Below are 24599 nucleotides of genomic sequence, written 5' to 3' on the forward strand. Positions count from 1 at the left end.
GTTGGTTGTTTCATTTTTCAATTAAAAGCGCTTTCAATTCAGCTAGCCATAACGACTTTTTCAGAAGTTCATTCACCACAGTTTATGTAATCACTGCCGTTTTTGATAATCAAGCTTCCAATGTTCAATAAAAAAGCGTCATTTGCCTACCCGTAATGAAGTTGCTTTTATGAAATATGTTCTTTGGAAAATAAAAAACCAGTAATGGCAATCCATTACTGGATATATCGGCCTATCATTCAAATCTTTAGTAGTTATTAAAAGAATAATCGTATCATCAATGAAAGCATGCCAATCATTAGCGTACTCCATATACTTCTCGTAAACATGGCAACCAGGAAAGCTGGTAAAAGCTGAGGCCAATTTTAAAGCATTACCCATTATTTAAAAAACCTGTTCCGATAATAGAAGTTCTTGAACCAATGACGCCTCCATTACGGCCACCGCACATGCTTTAGCCAATCTATGCCCTTGGAATCTGCATATTACTAATCAGCATCAAATGAACGATTCTAGGTATGAAAGTCACAATCGAAGCCCCAAGGATATACCTGCTTATTTCCATCTGTCAATCACCATCCCCTATCACTGAAGCTATAACCGTTGCAACTATGACGCCAGTACTGCCAGGAAAGAAGAAACCCTAATGCAACAACGATTAATATGCTGCCAAAAAACGACTGCAAGATCTATAAAAAAGTCTTTTTTACTCAATATTCAAAACTAAGAAGGCCGGTAAACAAGGCTGTCAGGCCAGAAACCGCTTTTGCTAGTAACCAATTTATATCGGCTTCAAGATTGTGACCAAGCATACTAAAATCAAACCGTTTCCTCTTCTGTGCCGTTGTGGCCGCCAACTCCAAATGTTTCATCCGTTAGTAAGTCTCCAAGTTATCAGTTTTTGTTTTCCAACCTTGCTGCCTGAATTAAGGAGCTAATGCAGCAATAGATGACGACTGTTAACAAAAATATACGTAAAAATCATGGCCGAGACCGGATGACTTGAGGCCATAATCCATGCCGCCATGAATTGTCCAAACCCTGCATAGAGTAAAAGCGACATAAGTGCCACTTCAATCATACTTAATCCTGACTTTCTTTCGCGACCCCTTCAGCAAAACCGATACTTAGGTATACAATCCTTTACTCCTTGCCAAAAGCCATCCCCATCATCGGAAAAGTCATCGTTTTTCCAATCCACCCTTATATTAATAAGTGCCTTTAATTGCTTTTCAGCTTGCCAAGCAGAATTGGCAACTCACTATATATTTCGATGATCTCATCTATCGGCATTCTAACTAAGCCGCTGGAAGAAGGGGCAACGAATTCCATGGATTGATTCGATGAAGGTTCTTCTTGCAGTCCCCAAGAGATTTTTCGTAATTGACGGTATTCCTGATAAACACCCTTGCCTACAAAACAGACAAGTCTAGGTTCATACTTTTCAATTTTCCTTTTTAATTGCTGCCTTCCTATTATGTACTCTTCTTTAGTGATATCTTGCGCACCTTTTGTAGGCCTGGAAACGATATTGGTAAAACCATAACCTAAATCCAGTAATGATGAGTCTTCGGTTGGAGCATATTTCCTTGGTGTCAGCCCGGACTCGAAGAGGATTTTCCAAAAGCGGTTGTTTGGATTCGCATAATGATGGCCAGTCTCGCCTGAACGGATGCTTGGATTGAAACCTACGAACAAAACATCCAAATTTCCCCTTAAATGATCAGAGATGCCTTCCATTTTAAAACTCCTTTTCAAATTCATATTTAATAATTGTACAAAACTGAAAAATAATTAACTACCTTTTCCGCCATTTTCACAACATATATCCAAAATTTAAACACGTTTCTTGTAGAATGTGGGATGATTGTTTCAAATTAATAACTCTAATATTGATGACATATGATTCCGCTTTAAATTACAAGCATTTTACACGTTCAAAAAGAAACAGCCACCTTATAGATGGCTGCTTCTTCATATATCTTATTGTGCGTGACTAACGCGAACAAAGCTTATTTGACTTAGTGGAATGGTTATGATATCAAGATTGCCTTCATAACCTGGAGAGGTTTCTGTTAATTGACAAGTATCATCTGTTACTTCAAATAACACTCCCTCGAATAAATCACTGCTCGTTGCCACTTCGACCGTGTTCCCAATGTAATGTCTTAATTGTACATAAAAAATACTAGCTAACAATGCATTCTCCTCCTTATATAGGCTCTCTAACAGAATTGATGGAATTGAACGGAACAAATACTACAGTTCCCGCAGCTTCAGTAATTACGATATAATTTTTTTGAATTGAACTCAATATTCCCGTTACCGGGGCAAAATCAGTTGAAGCCGTTACCGTTCTTCCTAGTAATGCTGCTAAAGCACCTCTTAAATCAGGATCTCCTGAAGTGTCAGGTGTTCCTGGTCTTGGTTTACCATTTTCAACAAGCCATTTATAGTAGAGATAGTCGTAACTATTCTTTTTACATGGCTTCTCACTTTGATTCACACTTTGATTCTCACTTTGATTCACACTTTGATTCTCACTTTGCTTCCCACTTTGCTTCCCACTTTGCTTCTCAGTGCTCATTATTTTACCACCTTTATATTGTCTATTTTATTACCTTCGTCATGGTTCTCTTCTTTTTTCCTTCATCCCCATGCTCTCATTTCTTTACCTTCTCCTTTTTGAAACGGTCCCCCCTTCTTATCTTTCATGCAGCACTGAACTCGTTGTCGATCGATAATGTGAATCCTGGTATGGTTCAAACCGAAAATGAATTTTCGACCTTGCTAATATTTTTGCCTTGATTCGATTTCCCCTGAATTCATTGATCCACCAGATACATTTGATTCCTTTGAGGATCTTGACAATTTGCTGCTGCTTCTATATCGCTTCAAAAGTAGTATATTTATGACTGATGTTTTCGGCTTGGACTAATCAACCTTTTTTTAAATTACTTTACTTTTTTTTGAAGGTTTTACGAAATCATGTCCATTTCTCTAATGAATGAATATGATACGGTTGAGGTGATAACTATGACGAACAAACAAAAAAAGGATTACATAGGCATTGTAATCCCTTCATGTCACAAAAAGTCTGCATTAAAAGCAGAACGTATGGAACAAGCAAAATCCCCTTTTTTCAATTGTTCACTTCCTATTAATAAAGGTTTTTCTGAAGCGGACGATACTAATTGTTGTGCATCAATAAATGAGCCAGGTTCCCACATTAAATTGTTACTTTCACCATTAAATTCAAATAAAATTCATCATCATACAGTTACTGGATCTGATGAATTTTCCCAAAGAGGTAAGGCAGCATGAAATCAATAAGAGTCCTGATGGTGTTAGATACAATGGATGTAAGCGGAACGGAAACGCATGTATTGAGTCTTGTGAAGGAATTACAGTCTAAAGGAATATATACAGCAGTTGTTACTGGAAAAGGCAGCATGATTAGCCGGTTACGAGAAACGGGATGTAAAGTTCACCAAATGAATTTCCCTAAAACATTGACGATTAACTCGAATGAGGAATCTCCATTATTGAATAGCTTGGTAGAATTGTTACGAAAAGAACAGATTACACTAGTGCACGGGCACCAAATTATATCCGGCTACCTCTCTGCAAAGGCAGCTAAGCTCTACAATATTCCCTTCGTCTTCACCCTGCATGGGACATACTTCCAGAAATCGGATATAAAAAGTGTGTTACAGTTTACAGATGCTACGGTTGCAGTTAGTGAACCGGTAAAAGAACATATTCAGCCATTTTTCCCTAAGAATATTTCAGTCATTGCAAATGGAATTGATACAGCCGATTTTTCCCCTTCCCCTTCATTGGAATTAAGAAAAAAAATGAATATTCCCCTTGATGCAAAAGTAATTCTATACTGCAGCAGGATAACACGGCATAAAGCAAAAATCTGCATGCTTTTAATCAAAGCTTGCAGGGATTTAAAATTAAAGGATATCCCCAACCTTCATGTAATCATCATCGGTAACGGCAGCCAGCTCAAGGACATTAAGAATGTGGCTGTGAGCATCCAATCTTTATATAAAGAAGAGTTCATTCATTTCACTGGGGAACAAAAGAATGTGAGAGACTATTATGCACTTGCAGACTATGTTGTAGGTACGGGCAGGGTTGCTTTGGAGGCAATGGCATGTGAAAGACCCGTTATTTCATGTGGAAATCTAGGGTATTTTGGGGAAGTGAATAAGAAAAACTTTCAACAAGCCTGGGAATGCTACTTTGGGGATCACGCTGCAAAACAGACTTGCAGCCAAGCCATTCTTTATCGTGACTTACGCAACCTTCATCAATCAAACGCCGGGGTTCAAACAGGCAGGGATTTAAGGAAATTGGTATTGAAACAATTCGATAGTAAAAAAAATATATTACCGCTAATTGAATTATATGAAAGTACAATTCAATCATTTGAACAGCAGCAGGCCATAAATTAATGGTTCTGCTGCTATTCAATCTCTCCCGATGGCCATCAAGGGTTCTATTAATTCTTTATTAGGGGAATAAACTACATAGAAATTGGAGGCATAGATCTCTCGATTAATAACAGCCAATAAATGATTCTAGAAAATGAATGAATCTATTAAATAGAGTTTAGAACCTTATTAAAATTTAAAGGCGCTCCCATTTGTCAAATGGCTTAACTCGTAGGTATTTATGTACCTACGAGTTTTTATGTTACGTATCGCAAATTCGATTCTATCAAACTCGGGGTTCAGGAAACATTCTGCCGTTGTTCGATATGATCATGTTTTCTCGCATTGGACATCTTATTGATGGTAAGAAGTATTCCAGAAAGCCATATAATCACGATGCCTGTATAAATATATATGTGTGCTTCAATCGGAATCCATGTAGCTAATAATGTTCGTACATTAATCAAGATAATGAAACCACCGACTAAAACACCCATTAATTGAGCAGGAAGCATCCGGACTAACCAGGCTGCAATTGGTGCAGCAACCACCCCACCAATTATCAACGCTACGACCCAAAGCCAATTGACTGCTTCCCATCCAAGCGAAATGATAAAACCAAGACTTCCGAAGAAAGCAATGGCAAATTCACTCGTATCAACAGTCCCTACGGCTTTTCTCGCTGTCATTCCTTTTTTTGACAATAAAACAGGCGTTGCAATAGGTCCCCAACCGCCTCCGCCTGTTGCATCACAAAAGCCTGCAAAAAGGCCTAACGGTATGGATTGTTTTGCGGTCAATGGCCTTACGGTTTCAGTGTCCTTTGACGGTTTAAAAATAAATAAAAAGCGGAATAAAACGTATACACCAAGGCCAAATAAAAATATGGCAATATACGGTTTAGCTAATTCGGCTGGCAGGTTGCTCAGGAAACATGCACCTACAAATGCACCAACTGAACCTGGAATGATCAAGCGATAGACCATATTTTTATCCACGTTCCCAAACTTTATATGTGAAGCTCCTGAAACTGCTGTGGTCACTACTTCCGATAAATGTACGGATGCTGATGCTACTGCAGGGGCAATTCCGAATGTCAACAATAAGGAGGTGGAACTCACTCCATACCCCATTCCAAGCGAACCATCGATTAATTGGGCTAAAAACCCGATAAAGGCTAAAACGATTAACTTTTTCATGACATTCCCCTTTTTCAACTAAAATAGAACCTAGATAACATCGACCACCGTTTGCCTGTATAGATCAGTTTGATCTTTAAGACACAAAGAGGCACCTAACCAAAATGAAATAACATGTTGGTTAGGTGCCTTCAGTTTTTCTGATCAGCCCATGATTTTTTTATTCAGCTTCTACTGGCATAAGCCTAGCTAAGAAACGATATCTTTCTTTTAGGGAATATTTATAAATATCCTCTATTGAATCTTTCAATAACTTAGATTTTTCTTCTTTTGAAAAGGAACCACTTTTAATGATCATCCTTGCTTCGAAAAGGAATTCAAGATAATCTTCATAAGATTCATCATATACTTTACCTAGGTCATTCCGAATTTTTTTAGCGAGAGTTGGACTTGCTCCATTTGTAGAAACACTAATGGAAAGCATGCCTCTATTCAATGTGGCCGGTATATGAAAGTTACCCAGCTCATGATTGCTGATTACGTTCACCAGCTGACTTTGGGATGCATTCTCGTACACTCGTTCATTAACTTCCGTAGAATTCGTTGCAACAATGATTAAAAACGCATCTTTATAGTCAGTTTCTTCCACTTCTTTAAGTAAGACTCGAATCTTACCTTCTTTCTCCAACAGCTGAAAATCCGTGCATATCTCGGGGCTTACGACGGTCACTTCGGCACCAGCTTCCAATAAGGGGCCCGCTTTAAAGTAACCTATTTTACCACCGCCGATGATGACACACTTTCTGTTCTCAATATTAAGCGTAATTGGATACATAGGCTCCCTCCCCACTCACTTCTTGAATTCGTTCAGATATTGCTTGTTCGATCTTTGGATGATAACCTAGATATCGGCAAAGAATGATTTTTTGCTTCCCCTTTTTTTGGAGCTTTTTTATACTATTTTCAATCGACTGCATTAAGAGACCGGTAAACAATAGGTAAGGAATGATAAATACTTGGTTTGATCGAGATTCCCCTGCTAATTCCAATGCTTCTCCAAAGCTTGGAGTGGCAGCTGTCAAATAACATTCTTGCACTCGGATTTTAGGAAACCTGTTCCTTAGCAAATCGGCCAGTCTAGACAAATCCCTTTTCACGTCGGGATCACTGCTGCCCCTTCCAACCAATAAAACCAAGGAATCCTCCGTAACCCTTACATTTGTTTCCTCCAACCGTTCCACTAAAATGTCAACCATTTTATCACTGACACCAATCGGCCTTCCGTATTTCAATTCAACGGCAGGGTACCGTTCTTTCATTTGGTTCAATATGACTGGAATATCATGTTTTGCATGTACAGCCGTTAGCAATAGAACTGGAATGGCAATGATTCTCGTCGCACCTTTTTGTACGCATCGGTCGTAGGCCTCTTCTATCGTAGGAGTTTCCAATTCCAGGAAGCAATACTCCTGAATGGAATTCGGCTGTGCTTGCATACAAACTTTAATAAAATCAATGGCTTGGGCTGAAGCTTCTTTAACGCGGCTTCCATGGCAAATATATAAAATGGCTTCCATTAAAAGGCCTCATTCGCCAACAAATTTTCGGTTTGTTTTCCTTCAAACCATTTGATTTTTTCCCGTAAATTAACGACATCGCCCACGACTATCATGCAAGGATTGGAAATCTGTTCGTTATTGGCGGTTTCCACTACATTAGCCAACGTACTGACAGCTGTTCTTTGTGTTTTTAATGTCCCCCAATGGATAAGGGCTACCGGAGTCTCTGGATTTTTTCCATGCTCCAAAAGTTTCCCTTGAATATAGGGCAGGTTTTTAACACCCATGTAAATGGCTAATGTATCGATTCCTTTTGCAAGGGATTCCCATTTGATATTATCCTCTTCATCCTTTTTCCGATGGCCGGTAACAATTGCAAAAGATGAAGCGTGGTCCCTGTGTGTAACTGGGATTCCCGCATAAGCTGTAGCGGCGATTCCAGCCGTAATTCCTGGAACGATTTCAAAACTCACGCCACTTTTGGCAAGGGCTTCCGCTTCCTCCCCGCCTCTCCCAAAGACGAATGGATCTCCGCCTTTCAAACGGGTGACCACTTTTCCCTTTTTTGCATATTTGACCAGGAACCGATTGATGGTATCCTGCTGCAATAAATGATAATCCGGCAGTTTACCGCAATTAATCAGCTCTACACCATCTTTTGCATGATTCAAAAGTTCTTTATTGACAAGTCGATCATATAAAATGACATCAGCTTCTTGAATGCATTTTAATCCTTTTAATGTAATTAAATCTGGATCTCCGGGACCGGCTCCTACTAGATATACTTTCCCCATTTATGCAACCTGCCTTCCCTTAGAGAATCGTTTCGAATTCCGATAAAACGAAACCTGCTCCATTTTTAATTTTCCTTTTTTCATATAATGAGATGTCATCCACTTCAGGCATTTTCAAAAAATGTTTTTCCAGCTCGATATCAACAAGGTCAAACGCCTTTTCATCCGAATCGGCAACAATGATGACATGGATTGGTTTTTCCTTGATAGTGACTTCGAAACGGTATAGATTCATGGATTGCTTACCTTCCCCTATTAAACGGCCACTTCCGTTAATATATCATCTAGCTTACTTTGTAACTGGGATATCCCTACCCTTTCCACAAAATCAAGAAAGGTTTCGGATAGAAGTTTTGTTTGTTTGAAAAATAGGATCAGTTCTTTCAGAACATGATAGAGCTGTTCAGATTCCACTTTCCCTTTAAGCTTTTCATTGAACTTACCGCCTTCATTCAGCGTTCCCCCGACGTATATCTCAAAAGCTTCGACCATCTTTTTGTCCTGGTTTTTCATTTTTATGCCTTGCAGTCCAATTTCGGCGATGGCTCTTTGACCGCAATTATTCGGACAGCCCACCATATGCATCCTTACAGGAACATCGAGATCTATTTCCTTGTCCAATGATTCAGAAATGGTCCTCATTCGTTCTTTTGTTTCAACGAGTGCCAGGTTGCAATACTCGATGCCTGTACAAGAAACGGAATAACCAATGAATTTTTTTGGGTGGTATGGAAACCTTTCAAAGATGGATTCCTGTTTTAATTCCTCAAGTTTTGCATCCGGCACATTTGGAATGATAAGATTTTGAGAATTACAGTTGCGGATTTCACCATTTCCATATTTCTTCGCAAGTTCGGCAAACTCAATCACTTCGTCTGGATTTAGACGACCAACTGGTATATTGACTCCAACATAGTTCAGACCATCTTGTTTTTGTTTATGGATGCCGTAGAAATAACCTGCATTCCATTCCTTCACCGCACTATCACCCTTTTCAGGAAGCGGACCGGTGTACTCCAGCAATTTTTCCTTGAATTGTTCAGGACCCCAATCAGCTACAAGGAATTTCAAACGCGAGCGATGACGTTTTTCACGGTACCCAAAGTCACGGAATATCGTCGTGATGGCGGCCGCTACTTCGACTGTTTTTTCAGGTAAAATGAATAAGTCAAGTTCTTCTGCCAGCATCGGAACGGAGGATAGCCCACCGCCTACTTTTACGTGAAAACCAACTTCCGTTACTCCATCAATTACTTTAGTAGCCGGATTGAATGAAACACAGTTGATTTCAGCATTTGAGGCATTATGGATATTAGCACTTATGGACATTTTATATTTCCTCGGAAGGTTTGAATAGTCTTCGTTAAGGCGGAAATACTCAAATACATCATAAAGTACCTCGCGTGTATCAAAAAGTTCGTCAGGATCGATGCCTGCCAATGCATTACCGATGATATTACGTGTGATATCACCACATGCACCGGCCGTAGTCATTCCGACCTTTTCCAAACGGTTTAATATATCCGGGACTTGTTCGATGGTCAGCCAGTGGAATTGAACGGCTTGACGGGTTGTAATGTCATATACACCCCTCCCATAATCTTTAGCGATGTTAGCAAGAGTTATCTGTTGATCATAAGTCAGGATACCTCCGGGAATAACGACACGCATCATCCAGTAACCTGCTTCTTTTGGCCGTTGCAGGTATAGACCTGCCCACTTGAACATATCCCAATTCTCTTTAGGGATGGAATCAAAACCATTTACAGCGTAATGTGGAATATCATCGAATATCTTCAATCCATCTTTTTCCAATTTCCAGATTTCCGTTTTATTTTTAGCGATTAGTGGATTTTCCGACCAAAATTTCTCGTAAACCATTACATTTCCTCCTTGATTAGATCGCTTTCTTTGCTGTCAAATAGCCGATTACCTGTTCAACGCACTCTTCAATGCTGTATTGGTCGGATTCTAAAGTGATTTCCGGTTGTTCAGGTTCTTCGTATGGAGAGTCGATTCCGGTAAAATCTTTAATGATTCCTTTACGCGCCTTGTCATAAAGACCTTTTGGATCACGCACTTCGCACTCTTCGATCGGACACTTTATGTATACTTCAATAAACTCCCCTTCATCGAGTAAATCACGTACAATCTGCCGATCTGCCCTGAAAGGTGATATGAAGGCGGTCAATACGAACTGCCCACTATCCACGAATAACTTGGAAACCTCACCGATTCGTCTAATATTCTCGGTTCGATCTTCTTCAGAAAAACCTAAATCTTTATTTAATCCGTGGCGGATATTATCACCATCCAAAACATAACTTCGAATATTCCGATTATATAACTCTTTAGCGACCGCGTTCGCAATCGTTGATTTTCCGGAGCCCGAGAGACCAGTGAACCAAAGAACTGTGCTTTCATGGCCGTTTTGCTTCCGGCGGAGCTCCTTGGTCAATGACGTTTCATGCCAAGTGACATTCGTACTTTTACTCATTAATAATCCCCCTCTTCATGTGGTCCTTCAATTTATGTCCGATCAGTTATAAACTTCATTCTTTTTTAGACCTTCGATCAATACCTCGATGACTTCTTTACGGCTAAAGGTAGCTGGAGGAATTTCTCCGTTACGCAGCATTTCCCTTACTTTCGTTCCAGACAGGATGACATGGTCTTCCTTGCCATGAGGACAAGTTTTAGCGGAAGCCATATTGCCACATTCTTTACAATAAAAACTATGTTCAAAGAATAATAGCGTGATCCCTAACTCATCTGCGTTGAAATTCCCAAAGATTTTTTGAGCATCATATGTGCCATAATAATCGCCCACACCCGCATGATCTCGTCCGACGATAAAATGGGTGCAACCATAATTTTTACGGACCATGGCATGGAAAATGGCTTCTCTAGGTCCTGCATAACGCATGGCAGCAGGGAAAACTGCAAGGGAGACGCGATCCTTAGGATAATATTTTTCAAGCAGCACTTTATAGCTTTCCATTCTTACATCTGCCGGAATGTCATCTGATTTAGTGGCACCTACGAGAGGATTTAAGAATAAGCCGTCGACAATCTCCAATGCTGTCTTTTGAATGTATTCATGTGCACGGTGAACAGGGTTCCTCGTTTGGAAGCCGACAACCGTTTCCCAGCCCTTTTCAGCAAAAGCTTTCCTTGTCTCGACCGGGTCCAAATAATTAGCTTGAAACTGCGGACGCTCTATTCTCTTGATCAACTTTATTTCCCCGCCGGCATATACATCACCGCGGTTATATAAATTTTTCACTCCTGGATGCTTCTCATCATCCGTTTGATAAACTAATGTCGCTTCCAATTGCTTATCTGGTGTGTATATATCGGAAACGGAGAGAACCCCGTATGTTTCACCTTCATGAGTCAACGTTACTTCTTCACCTATAGTAAGGGTTTCGGCAGTTTCTTCGGTCAAAGGCAGCGTAATCGGGATGCTCCATACATGACCGCTGCTAAGCCTCATATCCTTGACTACTGTCTCATAGTCACTTTTTGTAAAGAATCCTTTAATTGGACTGTAGGCACCAGTGCCTATCAATTCAAGATCACTTAAAGCAATTTCATCGATTTCGATCGACTTTGTTATTTTACTAATATCATAATTTGGTTCCCAAAGATCGATTAGTGTTCCTCCGTGCGGTAAACTGATTGTCATGCTAATTTCCCCCTATGGTTTCTATTTATTTAAGATAAATGCAATCCGCATTCCGTTTTTTGAGCTCCTTGCCAACGGCCAGAGCGTAAATCATCTGCATTGAAGGCTGGTGCTGTACATGTTTTACATCCAATGCTCGGATATCCATTATCATGCAGGATATTATATGGAAGTCCGTTTTTATGGGCATAGCGCCAAACATCTTTCCATGTCCAATGTATGAGTGGACATATTTTAACTGACTTGAACTTATTATCCTTATTGATATACTCGGTCGAAGCCCTTGTCTCGGATTGCTCCCTCCGCAGTCCCGAAAGCCATGCTGTTGCCGTTGAAAGCACATCGGTAAGCGGAATGATTTTACGGATGTTACAGCACTTATTTGAATCTCTAACCCATAATTCATCCCCAAATTCCGCTGCTTGTTCCTCAAGCGTCAAGGCAGGTTTCTTCATTTCTATCGAAAGCTTTGGATATCGCTTTTTCACTTGCTCGATCAATTGATAAGTTTCCTCAAAATGAACATCTGTATCAAGGAAAACTATTTTGGCAGAAGGATTGACCTTCGCCAATAAATCCGTAAGCACGATGCCTTCAATGCCAAAACTGCAAGCATAAATCAGTTCGTTTCCATAATGGTCATTCGCCCATTGCAGAACTTCCAAAGCACCTTTTGTCTCACTGTCTTCGGGAAATACAGGGAAATCCCCAGTGTTGAAATTTTCATAGTTTATTAATGCAGCCAACTTAGTAGCCCCCTCTAAAACTTGCTGTATCAGGTTAGAGTAACTGTTGATCAATACCCGTTGTAATATTCTCCAGTTTGTTTGACTCTAGAAAAAAAGAGACGAATCTAACCAATACTCTCTTTATATCAGTTAAACCCGCCTCTAGTTTTTCTAGTCAGCAGATACCTTATTTAATTCTTAATTTTTCATTTCTTTCCATTTGAATGATTTTACCATCCTGGACAATAAGTGTAATGGACCCATATTTCATAGAATTAAGCATTTCTTGAAGTCGTTCAAATATTTCTTCAAGCTGATTCTCTTTATCCAAGCCTGTTCCTCCTTTAAGAAAATCCGCGAATTTCTTATTTTCACCGCTGATCAAATGAATTTCTTAGATTTATATAATTCCAAACAACCTTACATTGTTATGGTTTGCCTACAACTTTCCAAAAAACAAAAATCTTTCCATGATGGAAAGATCCCAAGGTAAATATCTTTACCTTATCTTCCAAAATGATCAACATTTTGTTGGAGGTAGCACCTTGCATCGACCATGCAGGTTGCTGGACTTCAAAGGGCCAATTCCCTCCGTCGCTCTGGATAAGTTTTATTATTTTAAATATTAACATATATTTAATCCTTGTCAATGGAGTTTTCTTATAAAATAACTTGGTTTAATATTATGGATGAACTGTTATTTTTATACACACTATTCCGATTATGATTTTATGTTCATGTAAATATGAAAATAGACTCGTCTTTTTAGATAAAGCCTCCAAAAAAATGAGTCTATTTTCATTAACAAGCCTATAATTGGCGCCAGTCATCATCTGAAAAAATAATTTCTCGAATTCCAGTCCTTTTAAACGAAGGGATTACTCGAATTCATTAATTTCTTAACTGTATCGCTTCTACAAATTCTTGAACTTGACTCTGGACCCGATCAATTAAATTCAAATCATTTATCGGTTTTTCTGAATTCTGTTTATCTATTTCCTTATCAACAAAATAAATGCCCTGCAGCGGCTCGCCTTTTAATATTGAAATTAATGGTTTAAGTGCATAGTCAATCGCCAATAGATGCCTGTTACTTCCGCCAATCATGATTGGCAGTACTGGCTTACCCTTAAAAGCACCTTCTGGCAGCAAATCAATCAAGGCCTTCAATACACCTGTATAAGAAGCCTTATAAACCGGTGAACCAATAATGACACCTCTAGCTGCTTGAATTTTCTCTGAAAGCTTTAAGATATCTTCGCTATTATATTTGCCTTTGAATAAATCATCTGCTGAGAAATCCGTGATTGAGAAATAAGCTGTGGTAAATCCTTCGTTTTCGACTAATGATTGAATATGTTTTAGTGAAATGTCCGTTCTGGACGGAATAGCCGGACTTCCTGATAAAATTACGATATCGCTCATTTAATATACCCCTCCAATATTACATGATTGCCAGATAAAATCTTCGTAAAGCATTTCGTACAGTATGTATTTATCGTAATAGTCTGAAAAATATAAGTCAAATCTTACACTCTGGACATCTACTCTGAATGAAAAAAGAAACGGTCATATTTACGGCTTGATGCTCATGCCCTTAAATATGACCGTTTCATTATGTATGTTTTTGTTTGCCATGAATACCATATACCAAAAGTTGAGCAATGCTCTTAATTCGTTCAGAAGTAAAATATGGCTCCTTTTTCTGCTGGTGGATCTCATAATGTGTAGATAATGCCAATGTGAAAGAAATGATCCCTACATTAAATAGGATAATATCAGAGATATATTGTATCTCTCCACTATCTATTCTCTTCTGTATTTCAATATGCCTGGCATTCGGCTTGAAAATCTGATCTACATATTGCTTCGAAATATCTTGATCGAATTGTGTTTCCCTGAATAGTATCGAAAATTGTTCTTTATTATCAAGAATTTTATTTATCATGGTGCAAACATGATTCTCCACTAGATCATCCGTGGATAGATGGCTAGTCCCATCTTCAGTTTCCTCTTTCTCATCAGGGGTAATTGTTGCTAATAGCAAATCTTTTTTGCTGTCAAAGTATTTGTAAATAGTAGCTTCGGAAACATTGCATGCAGAGGCAATTTCATTCGTTCTTGTCATGTCAAAACCTTTAGTGGCAAAAAGAGTCCGGGCTACATTTATGATTCGTTCTTTCGTTTGCTGCCCTTTTTTCAAAAATATCAACCTTCTTTTATGATGATAAGACCGGTGTCACCAATCTATTTTCCATGATATCCCGATGGTATCAATCGGTCAATATTACCTTTGATTCATTAGAATTCAATATTCCCATATATCATAAATAGAAAACATCGTCTAAATTGGGACGAAGTTTTCTTTTACAGAAAATCACTTAAAGGATGCATAGCCATCATCGACCATGACTACACTTCCATTGATCGCATCAGCTTCCTCTAACGATAATAGATAGACGGCATTTGCAACGGCTTCTGGCTTAATTAATTTACCGCGCATTTGACTTGCATTCAATTTATCGATGATTCCCATATCTTTATAGCCTTGAATGATAGGAGTGTCAACCCCGCCTGGCGCAATGCCCACTACCCGTATGCCATAAGCACCCAATTCCAAAGCGGCGGTCTGTGTCATCATTCTTACAGCTCCTTTAGTCGCCTGATAGGCAAAGGTTCCGTGGGAAGCTAAGTAGCCAAACACAGAAGCGGTATTAATAATGACCCCCTTGTTACCTAGCTCCTTCATTTTCCGTCCTGCTGCCATGATTCCAAAGGCAACTCCGTGTTGGTTCACTCCAATCGTTTTGAAGTAACCCTCCATATCTTGATCGAGGATCATACCGCCTGCACCGATGCCGGCATTATTAAACATGATATCGATCCTTCCGAATGTTTCCGCTGCTTTATTGATTAAGGATTCAACATCTTCCTGCTTAGAAACATCCGTTTTTACAAAAATGGCCTCTCCGCCATCCGCTGTTATCTGTTCAACGGTTTCCTGTCCCATTTCTTCATTAAAATCCGCAACAACGACCTTGTCCCCTTTTGCTGCTAATTTCAAGCATGTGGCTCGGCCAATACCGCTTGCTCCTCCTGTAATAACTGCAACTCTTGCTGTCATATACATTCCCCTTTCAACACCAAAATTTAGTGAGTGTTTACTTACTTTTTTTATTATAAAAGTAAGGAATATATAATTCAAGCAATATGTATTTATATAGGGTTTTGAGCTTTCAAAAGTAAAGCTGTCCTATTAATAGGACAGCTTCATTTTTTAACAGGTTTTCAATTCGGCCTTACTTATGGATGTCTTCACCATTTCAATGAAAAGCTGCATAAAACGATCATCACCTGTTAATTCTGGATGAAACGCACTAACGAGGACATGGTCTTGTCTCGCAGCCACTACATTCTCTTCATAAACAGCCAATACTTCTACACCTTCTCCAATTCCATCAGCAAATGGCGCCCGGATGAAAACTGCCTTATAAGGAGTTTCCATTCCTTTGATTGATAGTTCAGCCTCGAAACTATCCTTTTGACGTCCAAATCCGTTCCTTTTCACGGAAATGTCCATTAGTCCAAGATAGGCCTTCTCATCGCCAGTCAATTCATTGGCCGCCAATACCATCCCAGCACATGTACCGAAAATTGGCTTTTTATCTTCGAAGAAAGTTTTGACCGGTTCCATAAATCCATAACGATCCATTAGCTTCCTCATCGTCGTGCTTTCTCCGCCCGGAATGATCAAACCATCGATTTCCAGCAACTGCTCCGGCTTTTTTACTATAACTGCTTGTTCGCCGGCAGCTTTGATTTGATTCAAGTGTTCTTCAACCGCTCCTTGTAATCCCAAAACACCGATAGTTATCATATTACCATCCACGTTCCTGCATCCGTTCTGCTGGAGCTAGTTTGGAAATATCAATTCCTTTCATTGCACTTCCTAACTCTTTGGACAACCGGCCAATCAATTCATAATCCGTGAAATATGTAGTCGCTTGAACGATTGCTGAGGCGAATTTTTCTGGAGTTTCAGATTTAAAAATACCAGACCCAACGAAAACGCCATCTGCTCCCAATTCCATCATCAATGCAGCATCTGCTGGAGTGGCAATTCCGCCGGCTGCAAAGTTAACTACAGGCAATTTACCTGTGCGTTTGATTTCTCTTAAAATTTCATAAGGGGCTCCAAGATTTTTTGCCTCTGTCATTAATTCATCATCACTCATGATGCTCACTTTGCGAATTTGTGACTGTACCTTTCTCATATGACGCACAGCTTCCACAATATTACCTGTTCCTGGTTCTCCTTTTGTACGAAGCATTGATGCTCCTTCACCAATACGGCGCGCAGCTTCGCCTAAATCACGGCAGCCACAAACGAAAGGTACTGTGAAATCACTTTTTAGAATATGATATTCTTCATCCGCAGGAGTCAGCACTTCACTTTCATCGATATAATCCACTCCCATTGATTCCAGGACCCTTGATTCAACGATATGGCCAATCCTTGCTTTAGCCATGACCGGGATGGACACTGCATTCATTACTTCCTCGACAATTCGCGGATCTGCCATTCTTGCTACGCCGCCAGCCGCACGGATGTCAGAAGGAACCCTTTCCAATGCCATGACAGCGACAGCACCAGATGCTTCTGCGATTTTTGCTTGTTCTGCGTTAATGACGTCCATGATCACGCCACCCTTTTGCATTTGTGCCATTCCTCTTTTTACTGTGTCAGTTCCTAATAATTTTTCCATTTTTTTCTTCCCCCTAATATTTGCATTTTTTAGATTTGTTAGGCTTAGTATAAAAAAGAGTTGACCGCATTGAAAGTGTCAGTTTTAATAAATTTAATGGGGTCAGTAAAAATATATCAAAAAGGTGGCAACAAAATGAATATGCTTTCTTGCGATTTAAATCGGTTAAGTGAAGTACCTTTGTACGAACAATTATATTCATATATTAAAAAAGAAATCATTGAAGGCCGTCTTCTTTACGGCACAAAACTGCCTTCCAAACGGAAATTGGCAGAGTTCCTTCAAATAAGTCAAAATACTGTGGAGACTGCATATGAACAATTGACTGCTGAAGGATACGTTGAAGTCATACCAAGAAAAGGGTACTATATTCAAACATTCGAGGATTTAGAGTATACACAAACTAACCAAGTATCAGTGGAACAAATCAATCATAAAGAAGGGGAATTGCTATATCATTTTCATCCCAGCCAAATTGACACGGAACATTTCCCATTTGAAAAATGGAGAAAATACATGAAAAGCAAAATCGATGAATCACATCAAGATCTTCTATTACTTGGGGATTCTCAAGGGGAATATGAATTACGATGTGAAATTGCCCATTATTTGTACCATGCACGTGGTGTACAATGTGTTCCAGAACAGATCATCATTGGTGCAGGAATGGAAATTTTATTACAGCAGCTTGTCCTTCTATTCGATAAAAATGCCATCTATGGTGTTGAAGATCCCGGGTATCACTTGATTCATCGGATTTTACGCAGCTACCCAAATGAAGTACATCCACTGCAAATTGATGAAGAAGGCGTAAAGGTTAACCCAATTGAAGATTCAAACATCGACGTTGTGTATGTCACTCCCTCACATCACTTCCCTAATGGGACAATCCTATCCGTTAACAGACGGACGCGATTGTTGAACTGGGCTCAAGGGGCAGCAAACCGCTATATTATCGAAGACGATTATGATAGTGAATTTCGTTATAGTGGAAAAACAATTCCTTCCTTACAAAGTATGGATGCTGGTGATAAGGTGATTTATTTAGGGTCATTTTCAAAATCATTGATGCCATCAATTCGGATCAGTTATATGGTTCTTCCCGCTCCATTGTTACAAATGCATCAACAGGAATTATCTTTTTACCATTCAACCGTTTCACGGATTGATCAGCATGTGTTGACACAGTTCATGAAGGAAGGGGATTTTGAAAAGCATTTAAATCGGATGAGGAAAGTGTACCGTCGGAAGTTGGATAAAGTGATTGATCTATTTAAACCCCATCAACAAATAAAAATCATTGGAGAGCGGTCAGGATTGCATATAGTCCTCATCGTTAAGAACGGCATGGATGAACAGACACTTATTCAAAAGGCAAACGAAGACCATATTAAAATTTATGGATTATCAACATATTCAATCGAGAAAATTGACGAACATCCTCCAAAAATTATATTGGGCTTTGCAGGGATCCCTGAATCCGAATTGGAAAAAGCCATTCACCTTTTATTGAACTCATGGGGTTTATAAAGAAAAAAGAAGCTCACTTTCGTGAGCTTCTTTAAGCTTGTCGATAAAATGGGATTCGGAAAGGTCTCATTCTGGTTCCTTTCATGATTTTAAACAAGACTTTTATTTGGAATGAAACCATAATGGATTGAACACACTCTTGCCGAATGACTGGTTAGCCGCGAGGAGGCTGGGCAGGAAGTTGGCGGAAGGGATCGGTTTCAATATATGGTCCGCAAAATGCGTTGACGGTCGAATAATGTGTGGTGAAGGTCGAATATATTGCGTGTAGGTCGAATAATGCACTGTGTAGGTTGAATAACTGCGGTGTAGGACGAATATATTGCGTGAACGGTCGAATATATTGCGTGAACGGTCGAATAACTGCGGTGTAGGTCGAATAAACTACCTGAACGGTCGAATAAACTGCTTTGGCTAAAAAAACTGCAGACAAACTCGCTTTTATTCGAGTTTGTCTACAGTTTGATTAATTAACTCTAGTGAATCTTTAACTTTTAGATAAATACTGGTCCATCATATCCTTTGGTACCATGCTCCCGCCGGTCGCCCAGATGATATGTGTGGACTGGTTCATTTTATCCACCAGTTTTTGGTCCATGAGATATTTCTTTCCTTCTGCAGCTTTAAAAAGTTGTATCGGACCGAATGCTCCTGCGAGGGCAGATGGCTCTAAATAATGACCTTCCGTCTCTGCCATTCCCCTGAGCAGATCAAATAACCTTTTATCCTCTATGGTATAGCTACCGCTTAACATGGTCGTCATCATACGGGAAACCAATGCTGAAGGCCTTCCGACAGCAAGACCATCCGCTTCCGTCTTATTATCGATGCCAAAGTCCTGCACCGAGATTTTGTCATGAAGGCCTGTCATCAATCCGAGCGTCATGCATGGTGAATGTGTCGGCTCTGCAAAAAAACAATGTACATTATCTTCAAAGGCTAGCTTGAGCCCATATGTAATACCACCGGGCCCGCCGCCGACTCCGCATGGCAAGTACACAAACAAAGGGTGATCTTCGTCTACTGGTATGGACATATCTTTCAGTTGTTTCTTCAGGCGCGTTGCAGCTGTCGCATAACCTAGCAGTAGATCCATTGAATTTTCATCATCAATAAAATGGCAATCGGGATCAAGTGATGCTTCATTACGGCCTTCTTCTACAGCTTTACTATAATCATCATCATATTCCTTTACAATGACTCCAAGACTTGTTAATTTATCCTTTTTCCACTGTTTGGCATCTGCCGACATATGGACCGTTACTTTAAATCCCAGCTTAGCGCTTATTATTCCAATACTCATTCCTAAATTGCCGGTTGAACCAACTGCAATTGAATATTTTGAAAAAAGCTCTTTGTATTCATCACTTGCAAGTATCCCATAATTATCAGTCCGTTTTAATCCACCATGCTTCATTGCTATTTCCTCAGCACGTTTTAAGACCTCATAAATACCTCCGCGAGCCTTGATGGAACCTGATATTGGTAAATGACTGTCACATTTTAGCAAAAGATTCCCAGCCATTTTAGTTCCATAGGATTTTTCCAAGTTTTTTTGCATGGAAGGAATCTCGACTAGTGGTGATTCAATGATCCCCTCCAGTGGTTCGGTTTCTGGAAAGGCTTTAATTATATAATCGGCAAATCTATTTAATCTTTCTTCAGCAGATTTAACTTGTTCAGCTTGGACGATTGGGTTTTCTTGCTTGTTACCGTAATCTGGATTCGTCCAGAAGACTTCGTTCATCTTTATCACATTATTAAGTATAGGATCCTTCGCTTTCCAATCCATGATCGATAAGCCTGCGATTTTATGCATCTCCACAGCAGTCCCTCCCGGAAATGTAGTTTTCATCATCTACTATAACTCAACAAACAGCAATAAAGATTACAATTTTCACTTTTTTACGAATAATCAGCTTAGAAAGTCAAATTCACCTTTAATTTCCCACGCACACTATTAATAAACCAAATTTCCTCAGCGTTATTAAGGTCAGCTTTTGAAATGGGCTTTTCCTTGATCTCCTTCTTCCTGATCAGGTCTTGACGAAATGTTCCAGCAAGCAGACCAGCTTCCACCGGAGGGGTATAGAGGTCACCATTTATCTTCACCACTACATTTCCGTTCGTGAATTCCGTTATGAATCCTTCTTCATTCCAAAGCAAAACATCATGGAAGTCAGGATTATTCATTTGAAAGCCTTCATATACATCACGATTGGTGGTCTTATGAAATAGAAATGGATTTGCGCTTGATATTGGAGTTTCAGCCAAGATGGCCATAAATTCTGAATCAAGGGGCTTGATTGCTTGTCCAGAGACTTCAATTTCACCATTTTCATGAAGTAATACCCTCACCTTTTGTAACGTCCCTTGATTCATATCCGCATACTTTTGGAGTTGATCTCTAAGATTCAATTCAGGGAACCGGTAATCGAAGTAATCAGCGGATTGTTTCATCCGATCGATATGATCACTCAACAAATAATATTCGCCATCGCTGAGCTTCATCGATTCCAATAGTTTGTAAGCTGGCCTTTCCACCGTCAATAATTTGGCTTTTAAAAACGCTTCGTCATATTCTTCCGATAGCTCGGAATCCCAAGTGATTCCCCCGCCTACCCCATACTCGGCTTTTCCAGTTTCGTTATCGATCACGACCGTACGAATCGGCACATTAAAGATTGCTTCGGATTCAGGTGTGATGAACCCGATTGCACCGCAATAAACATCACGTGGTGAATTCTCGATATCAGCGATGATTTCCATCGTTTTAATTTTAGGTGCCCCTGTTATCGATCCACAAGGGAAAAGGGCCTTGAATATATCGATGATTGTTGTTCCTGGATTCGTATCGGCCGTAATCGTGGATGTCATTTGCCAAACAGTCGGATATTTTTCAATTGCCTTTAGCTGTGGAACCTTGACGCTTCCTGGTTCTGCAATCATTCCCAAATCATTTCTGAGCAGGTCAACAATCATGTAGTTTTCAGCTTGATTCTTTTCCGAGGCTGCTAACCAGTCTGCATTAAGCTGATCCATTTTCAGTGTCGTTCCCCGCTTTACCGTTCCCTTCATTGGCCGAGTAATCAGCTGACCATCTTCCCAACGGAAAAACAATTCGGGTGAAGCCGATAGGATTCGATGTGTCCCCACATTCAAATATGCACTATAGTTCGAGCGTTGAGCTCTCTTCAAGCGATCAAAGAAAGCGAAGTCATCTCCTTCGAACCTGGATTGTAAACGCATCGTGTAATTGACTTGATATGTATTGCCTTTCTCGATTTCCGATTTTATCCTTTGAAACCCGGAATGATAGTTATGTGAGTCCGTTTCTGATTGCCATTCAGCTAAATTAAAAGCCCCTGTCATTTTTTCAGGTAATTCTTCTTCAGGTTTATCGAAAATCCCGAACCATAATAATGGCATTTTGGCTCCATCTTTTACTTTAAAAGATTTTTCAAAAGCAGGTGCCGCTTCATAGGAAACGTATCCCGCTGCATAATGCCCCTGTTCTATCGCTTCCTGGACTTTTTGGAATTGGGGAATGACATCCTCAATTGTATGGGCGATGAACACTTTTTTCGGGTTCATAAAATATAGAGGCCTGCTGTCACCTTGTTTATCTGTGAAGTGAAATATTAAGGATAAAGGATCTTCTCGTTTCATTACTCTCTCCTGACTTTGTTTATGAAGTAAATCGGTATGTATTTTATAAAAAAGCTTGCAGACACGGAATCTGCAAGCTCATTCTTTGACACTTATTTCATTCCAGTAACTTCTGCAATGATTTCATAAGAACGAAGGCGTGCATCCTGATCATAAATGGCAGAGTTTATAATCATTTCGTCCGCCTGTGTTTCATTTAAAAATGCCTGCAACTGCTCTTTTACCTCTTTTGGATTTCCTATGATGGAAGCGTTCAGCTGCTTCATGACAATGGCCTTTTCATATTCTGTCCAAAGGCCTTCCATTGTATCAACTGGAGGAGCAAGTTGACCGGGCGTGTTACGTATTAAATTCAAGAACTGCTGTTGATAAGAAGTAGCAATCCTTTGCGCTTCTTCTGTAGTATCAGCTGCAAATACATTGACACCAACCATGACATAAGGTTTATCAAGAACGTCGGATGGCTGGAAATTATTGCGGTAACGGGCTAAAGCCGGTTGAGTATTTTCAGGGGAAAAATGGCTTGCAAATGAAAATGGCAATCCCAGCTGTGCTGATAATGCTGCACTGAAGCCGCTTGAACCAAGTAGCCAAATCGGAATATCCTGTCCTTCGCCAGGGATGGCGCGAACACGGTTATGTTTGGAATCCGCATCCAAATAACTACGGAGCTGCGCCAATTGTTCAGGAAAATCCTGACCGTTATTACGTACATCACCCCTGAGTGCCATGGCTGTATATTGGTCGCTTCCCGGTGCACGGCCCAGTCCTAAATCTATTCTACCAGGATACATAGCTTCCAATGTACCAAATTGTTCTGCGATAACGAGCGGTGCATGATTCGGCAGCATAATGCCTCCAGAACCGACACGAATTCTTTCCGTCTTTCCTGCCACATAGCCTATAAGCACTGACGTTGCAGAGCTTGCGATTCCTGGCATGCTATGGTGTTCTGCAACCCAGAAACGATTATAATTCCATTGCTCCACATGCTTGGCTAATTCTACTGTATTTTTAAAAGCTCCCGAAACTGTACCACCTTCAACAATAGAAGCTAGGTCCAGAACGGAAAAAGAAATGTCGCTAAGTTTTTTTGCATGTTGATCAGCATTCATATCTTCATCTTCTTTCTTTCAATTATGATAAATTGGACGCAAAGCCATCATATAGAAAATGCACACAAAATGCACACAAAATGCTCGAAGGAGTTAACTGTTAAGAATTTCCTTGGCAATCAAACGAAACGAATTAAGCCTATCCTCCAACTTATGAGTGATGGTTATCAGCATGATTTCATCTGCTTGATATTTCTCCTGAATCTCCAAAAGACGATACCTTACTTGTGAAGGGGTACCAAAAATCAGTTTTTCATGCATGGTTTCCATCAGTGCTTTTTCTTTTTCAGTCCAATCATGGTTCCTTACCTCTTCTATGCTTGGAACCTGCTTTCTTTCACCATGTCCACTTTGAATTTTCCATAGTATGTTGCTAAGGGCGATTTCTTTCGCATGTTCCTCCGTTTCTGCGCAAATGGCCGAAACTGTAACAATAGTTTTAGGTTCTTTAACAAACCCTTTTGTTTGAAAGTGTTCACGGTACTGATGAAAGCTTTGAACTCCATCATTTTCACTCATGAATTCACCAAATGCGTATGCAGTTCCATTCTCAGCCGCAAGTTTTGCACTTTTCCCGCTTGTTCCCAAAATCCATGGTTCAGGCGGCACCTTTGGGATAGGAGCAGCAGAGACATTTGAAAATGGATGTTCATTCGGAAATTCATCTTTTAGAAAATTCAACAGTTCTTGAACTAGTTCAGGCATTTTGTAAACATTCTGCAGAAAATTATCGGATAATGCCATCGTTGCTTCGGCAGATCCACCAGGAGCACGACCGATTCCCATATCAATCCGGCCAGGAAAAAGAGTAGCTAGCATATTATAATTCTCTGCTATACGGTATGGCTTATAATGTGGAAGCAGCACCGCCCCTGAACCAATCCGGATATTTTTTGTTTGTGCACCAATATAGCTTATCAAAACCTCTGGAACGGAACATGCCAATCCCGGGAGATCATGATGTTCAGTTAACCAGATTCTGCTATAACCAAGTCTATCTCCTTCTTGTGCGAGTTGCAGTGAAGCTTGCAAGGCTTCTTGTGCTGATTGTCCTGATGCAATTGGTGATTGATCCAAAATGCTAAGTTTCATTTTATTACCTCCTTTCTTGTCTTTCGTAGCTTAATGGTAAATCATAACTATTCGAAAGTCCCCTGAAATGCTTG

At 39.9% G+C, this 24599-nt stretch carries 26 protein-coding genes, 1 pseudogene and 1 riboswitch; of the genes and pseudogenes, 3 read left to right on the forward strand and 24 right to left on the reverse strand.

Translation table 11 applies throughout. From position 1 onward, the window contains the following. Positions 1 to 710 precede the first annotated feature (710 nt). From ACYP5M_RS04335 to ACYP5M_RS04355, 5 genes and pseudogenes are all read right to left on the reverse strand, one after another. Complete coding sequence (locus tag ACYP5M_RS04335; RefSeq protein ID WP_434167004.1) at positions 711 to 872, reverse strand: hypothetical protein; 162 nt, start codon at positions 870 to 872, stop codon at positions 711 to 713. Positions 873 to 934: 62 nt separating this feature from the next. Then, a pseudogene (locus ACYP5M_RS04340) lies at positions 935 to 1084 on the reverse strand (AzlC family ABC transporter permease); the annotation flags it as partial. 137 nt (positions 1085 to 1221) lie between these two features. Beyond that, positions 1222 to 1740 carry a mismatch-specific DNA-glycosylase gene (locus tag ACYP5M_RS04345; RefSeq protein ID WP_434167005.1) on the reverse strand — a complete coding sequence of 173 codons (519 nt, stop codon included), beginning with the start codon at positions 1738 to 1740 and terminating at the stop codon, positions 1222 to 1224. Between the two features lie 243 nt (positions 1741 to 1983). Next, entirely contained in the window at positions 1984 to 2199 is a 216-nt protein-coding gene (locus ACYP5M_RS04350) for an LSm family protein (protein ID WP_434167006.1), read from the reverse strand. A 13-nt stretch (positions 2200 to 2212) separates the two neighbouring features. Beyond that, positions 2213 to 2587, reverse strand: coding sequence for a hypothetical protein (locus ACYP5M_RS04355; RefSeq protein WP_434167007.1), 375 nt, complete (start codon positions 2585 to 2587; stop codon positions 2213 to 2215). 449 nt (positions 2588 to 3036) lie between these two features. Between ACYP5M_RS04355 and ACYP5M_RS04360 the strand changes: the two genes are divergently transcribed. Further along, the gene (locus ACYP5M_RS04360) at positions 3037 to 3324 is read left to right on the forward strand and encodes a hypothetical protein (protein ID WP_402937141.1); all 288 of its coding nucleotides are present in this window, start codon (positions 3037 to 3039) and stop codon (positions 3322 to 3324) included. Then, the gene (locus tag ACYP5M_RS04365) at positions 3321 to 4466 is read left to right on the forward strand and encodes a glycosyltransferase (RefSeq protein WP_434167008.1); all 1146 of its coding nucleotides are present in this window, start codon (positions 3321 to 3323) and stop codon (positions 4464 to 4466) included. The genes ACYP5M_RS04360 and ACYP5M_RS04365 overlap by 4 nt, the downstream gene beginning before the upstream one ends. 278 nt (positions 4467 to 4744) lie before the next feature. Here ACYP5M_RS04365 and ACYP5M_RS04370 read toward each other — a convergent pair whose 3' ends face one another. The 15 genes from ACYP5M_RS04370 to pdxS form a co-directional block, all read right to left on the reverse strand. Further along, positions 4745 to 5644, reverse strand: a complete 900-nt coding sequence (locus tag ACYP5M_RS04370; RefSeq protein ID WP_260357738.1) for a sulfite exporter TauE/SafE family protein — start codon at positions 5642 to 5644, stop codon at positions 4745 to 4747. 160 nt (positions 5645 to 5804) lie between these two features. Then, complete coding sequence (locus tag ACYP5M_RS04375; protein WP_434167009.1) at positions 5805 to 6419, reverse strand: NAD(P)-binding protein; 615 nt, start codon at positions 6417 to 6419, stop codon at positions 5805 to 5807. Further along, on the reverse strand, positions 6400 to 7161 hold the full coding sequence (locus ACYP5M_RS04380) for a sirohydrochlorin chelatase (RefSeq protein WP_434167010.1): 762 nt from the start codon (positions 7159 to 7161) through the stop codon (positions 6400 to 6402). The genes ACYP5M_RS04375 and ACYP5M_RS04380 overlap by 20 nt, the downstream gene beginning before the upstream one ends. Further along, complete coding sequence (cobA, locus tag ACYP5M_RS04385; RefSeq protein WP_402937146.1) at positions 7161 to 7937, reverse strand: uroporphyrinogen-III C-methyltransferase; 777 nt, start codon at positions 7935 to 7937, stop codon at positions 7161 to 7163. The genes ACYP5M_RS04380 and cobA overlap by 1 nt, the downstream gene beginning before the upstream one ends. 19 nt (positions 7938 to 7956) lie before the next feature. Beyond that, the gene (locus ACYP5M_RS04390; protein ID WP_101225386.1) at positions 7957 to 8172 is read right to left on the reverse strand and encodes a DUF3906 family protein; all 216 of its coding nucleotides are present in this window, start codon (positions 8170 to 8172) and stop codon (positions 7957 to 7959) included. A 20-nt stretch (positions 8173 to 8192) separates the two neighbouring features. Further along, a complete protein-coding gene (locus tag ACYP5M_RS04395) occupies positions 8193 to 9818 on the reverse strand; it encodes a nitrite/sulfite reductase (RefSeq protein WP_459734705.1) in 1626 nt (541 codons plus the stop codon). A 16-nt stretch (positions 9819 to 9834) separates the two neighbouring features. Next, a complete protein-coding gene (gene cysC / locus ACYP5M_RS04400) occupies positions 9835 to 10434 on the reverse strand; it encodes an adenylyl-sulfate kinase (protein ID WP_230175904.1) in 600 nt (199 codons plus the stop codon). A gap of 42 nt (positions 10435 to 10476) precedes the next feature. Next, positions 10477 to 11625: a sulfate adenylyltransferase gene (gene sat / locus ACYP5M_RS04405; RefSeq protein WP_101225389.1), complete on the reverse strand. Its 1149-nt coding sequence runs from the start codon at positions 11623 to 11625 to the stop codon at positions 10477 to 10479. A 29-nt stretch (positions 11626 to 11654) separates the two neighbouring features. Then, a complete protein-coding gene (locus ACYP5M_RS04410; RefSeq protein WP_434169672.1) occupies positions 11655 to 12359 on the reverse strand; it encodes a phosphoadenylyl-sulfate reductase in 705 nt (234 codons plus the stop codon). Positions 12360 to 12540: 181 nt separating this feature from the next. After that, positions 12541 to 12684 carry a YezD family protein gene (locus tag ACYP5M_RS04415; protein WP_072273036.1) on the reverse strand — a complete coding sequence of 48 codons (144 nt, stop codon included), beginning with the start codon at positions 12682 to 12684 and terminating at the stop codon, positions 12541 to 12543. A gap of 170 nt (positions 12685 to 12854) precedes the next feature. Then, a riboswitch (SAM riboswitch) is annotated at positions 12855 to 12963 on the reverse strand. 281 nt (positions 12964 to 13244) lie between these two features. Then, complete coding sequence (gene ssuE / locus ACYP5M_RS04420) at positions 13245 to 13778, reverse strand: NADPH-dependent FMN reductase (RefSeq protein ID WP_434167012.1); 534 nt, start codon at positions 13776 to 13778, stop codon at positions 13245 to 13247. A gap of 190 nt (positions 13779 to 13968) precedes the next feature. Then, positions 13969 to 14556, reverse strand: a complete 588-nt coding sequence (locus tag ACYP5M_RS04425; protein ID WP_101225392.1) for a TetR/AcrR family transcriptional regulator — start codon at positions 14554 to 14556, stop codon at positions 13969 to 13971. A 174-nt stretch (positions 14557 to 14730) separates the two neighbouring features. Then, positions 14731 to 15477: an SDR family NAD(P)-dependent oxidoreductase gene (locus ACYP5M_RS04430; protein WP_434167013.1), complete on the reverse strand. Its 747-nt coding sequence runs from the start codon at positions 15475 to 15477 to the stop codon at positions 14731 to 14733. Positions 15478 to 15630: 153 nt separating this feature from the next. Beyond that, positions 15631 to 16230, reverse strand: a complete 600-nt coding sequence (pdxT, locus tag ACYP5M_RS04435; RefSeq protein ID WP_260357991.1) for a pyridoxal 5'-phosphate synthase glutaminase subunit PdxT — start codon at positions 16228 to 16230, stop codon at positions 15631 to 15633. Between the two features lies 1 nt (position 16231). After that, positions 16232 to 17119, reverse strand: coding sequence for a pyridoxal 5'-phosphate synthase lyase subunit PdxS (gene pdxS, locus ACYP5M_RS04440; RefSeq protein ID WP_101225395.1), 888 nt, complete (start codon positions 17117 to 17119; stop codon positions 16232 to 16234). Between the two features lie 135 nt (positions 17120 to 17254). Here pdxS and pdxR point away from each other — a divergent pair, with 135 nt between their 5' ends. After that, positions 17255 to 18649 (forward strand): MocR-like pyridoxine biosynthesis transcription factor PdxR, encoded by a 1395-nt coding sequence (gene pdxR, locus ACYP5M_RS04445; RefSeq protein WP_434167014.1) that lies wholly within the window; start codon positions 17255 to 17257, stop codon positions 18647 to 18649. A gap of 487 nt (positions 18650 to 19136) precedes the next feature. Here pdxR and ACYP5M_RS04450 read toward each other — a convergent pair whose 3' ends face one another. The 4 genes from ACYP5M_RS04450 to ACYP5M_RS04465 all read right to left on the reverse strand — a co-directional run bounded on the left by ACYP5M_RS04450 (position 19137) and on the right by ACYP5M_RS04465 (position 24525). Beyond that, a complete protein-coding gene (locus tag ACYP5M_RS04450; RefSeq protein ID WP_459734899.1) occupies positions 19137 to 20468 on the reverse strand; it encodes a D-serine ammonia-lyase in 1332 nt (443 codons plus the stop codon). A gap of 101 nt (positions 20469 to 20569) precedes the next feature. Next, positions 20570 to 22318, reverse strand: a complete 1749-nt coding sequence (pabB, locus tag ACYP5M_RS04455) for an aminodeoxychorismate synthase component I (RefSeq protein ID WP_459734706.1) — start codon at positions 22316 to 22318, stop codon at positions 20570 to 20572. A gap of 92 nt (positions 22319 to 22410) precedes the next feature. Beyond that, positions 22411 to 23433 carry an LLM class flavin-dependent oxidoreductase gene (locus ACYP5M_RS04460; protein WP_230175897.1) on the reverse strand — a complete coding sequence of 341 codons (1023 nt, stop codon included), beginning with the start codon at positions 23431 to 23433 and terminating at the stop codon, positions 22411 to 22413. A gap of 93 nt (positions 23434 to 23526) precedes the next feature. After that, positions 23527 to 24525 carry an LLM class flavin-dependent oxidoreductase gene (locus ACYP5M_RS04465; protein ID WP_434167016.1) on the reverse strand — a complete coding sequence of 333 codons (999 nt, stop codon included), beginning with the start codon at positions 24523 to 24525 and terminating at the stop codon, positions 23527 to 23529. Positions 24526 to 24599: the final 74 nt, after the last annotated feature.

It is taken from the genome of Peribacillus sp. N1, assembly GCF_054600815.1.

Excerpts from the sequence above, each read along its gene's own strand:
- ACYP5M_RS04465 (WP_434167016.1), bottom strand. The coding sequence starts at position 24,525 with ATGAAACTTAGCATTTTGGATCAATCACCAATTGCATCAGGACAATCA.
- ACYP5M_RS04375 (WP_434167009.1), bottom strand. The coding sequence starts at position 6,419 with ATGTATCCAATTACGCTTAATATTGAGAACAGAAAGTGTGTCATCATC.
- pdxR (WP_434167014.1), top strand. The coding sequence starts at position 17,255 with ATGAATATGCTTTCTTGCGATTTAAATCGGTTAAGTGAAGTACCTTTG.
- cysC (WP_230175904.1), bottom strand. The coding sequence starts at position 10,434 with ATGAGTAAAAGTACGAATGTCACTTGGCATGAAACGTCATTGACCAAG.
- sat (WP_101225389.1), bottom strand. The coding sequence starts at position 11,625 with ATGACAATCAGTTTACCGCACGGAGGAACACTAATCGATCTTTGGGAA.
- ACYP5M_RS04460 (WP_230175897.1), bottom strand. The coding sequence starts at position 23,433 with ATGAATGCTGATCAACATGCAAAAAAACTTAGCGACATTTCTTTTTCC.
- ACYP5M_RS04365 (WP_434167008.1), top strand. The coding sequence starts at position 3,321 with ATGAAATCAATAAGAGTCCTGATGGTGTTAGATACAATGGATGTAAGC.
- ACYP5M_RS04395 (WP_459734705.1), bottom strand. The coding sequence starts at position 9,818 with ATGGTTTACGAGAAATTTTGGTCGGAAAATCCACTAATCGCTAAAAAT.
- ACYP5M_RS04355 (WP_434167007.1), bottom strand. The coding sequence starts at position 2,587 with ATGAGCACTGAGAAGCAAAGTGGGAAGCAAAGTGGGAAGCAAAGTGAG.
- ssuE (WP_434167012.1), bottom strand. The coding sequence starts at position 13,778 with ATGAGCGATATCGTAATTTTATCAGGAAGTCCGGCTATTCCGTCCAGA.
- pdxT (WP_260357991.1), bottom strand. The coding sequence starts at position 16,230 with ATGATAACTATCGGTGTTTTGGGATTACAAGGAGCGGTTGAAGAACAC.
- pdxS (WP_101225395.1), bottom strand. The coding sequence starts at position 17,119 with ATGGAAAAATTATTAGGAACTGACACAGTAAAAAGAGGAATGGCACAA.
- ACYP5M_RS04335 (WP_434167004.1), bottom strand. The coding sequence starts at position 872 with ATGAAACATTTGGAGTTGGCGGCCACAACGGCACAGAAGAGGAAACGG.
- ACYP5M_RS04450 (WP_459734899.1), bottom strand. The coding sequence starts at position 20,468 with ATGCATAAAATCGCAGGCTTATCGATCATGGATTGGAAAGCGAAGGAT.
- ACYP5M_RS04360 (WP_402937141.1), top strand. The coding sequence starts at position 3,037 with ATGACGAACAAACAAAAAAAGGATTACATAGGCATTGTAATCCCTTCA.
- ACYP5M_RS04390 (WP_101225386.1), bottom strand. The coding sequence starts at position 8,172 with ATGAATCTATACCGTTTCGAAGTCACTATCAAGGAAAAACCAATCCAT.
- ACYP5M_RS04430 (WP_434167013.1), bottom strand. The coding sequence starts at position 15,477 with ATGACAGCAAGAGTTGCAGTTATTACAGGAGGAGCAAGCGGTATTGGC.
- ACYP5M_RS04380 (WP_434167010.1), bottom strand. The coding sequence starts at position 7,161 with ATGGAAGCCATTTTATATATTTGCCATGGAAGCCGCGTTAAAGAAGCT.
- pabB (WP_459734706.1), bottom strand. The coding sequence starts at position 22,318 with ATGAAACGAGAAGATCCTTTATCCTTAATATTTCACTTCACAGATAAA.
- ACYP5M_RS04345 (WP_434167005.1), bottom strand. The coding sequence starts at position 1,740 with ATGGAAGGCATCTCTGATCATTTAAGGGGAAATTTGGATGTTTTGTTC.
- ACYP5M_RS04370 (WP_260357738.1), bottom strand. The coding sequence starts at position 5,644 with ATGAAAAAGTTAATCGTTTTAGCCTTTATCGGGTTTTTAGCCCAATTA.
- cobA (WP_402937146.1), bottom strand. The coding sequence starts at position 7,937 with ATGGGGAAAGTATATCTAGTAGGAGCCGGTCCCGGAGATCCAGATTTA.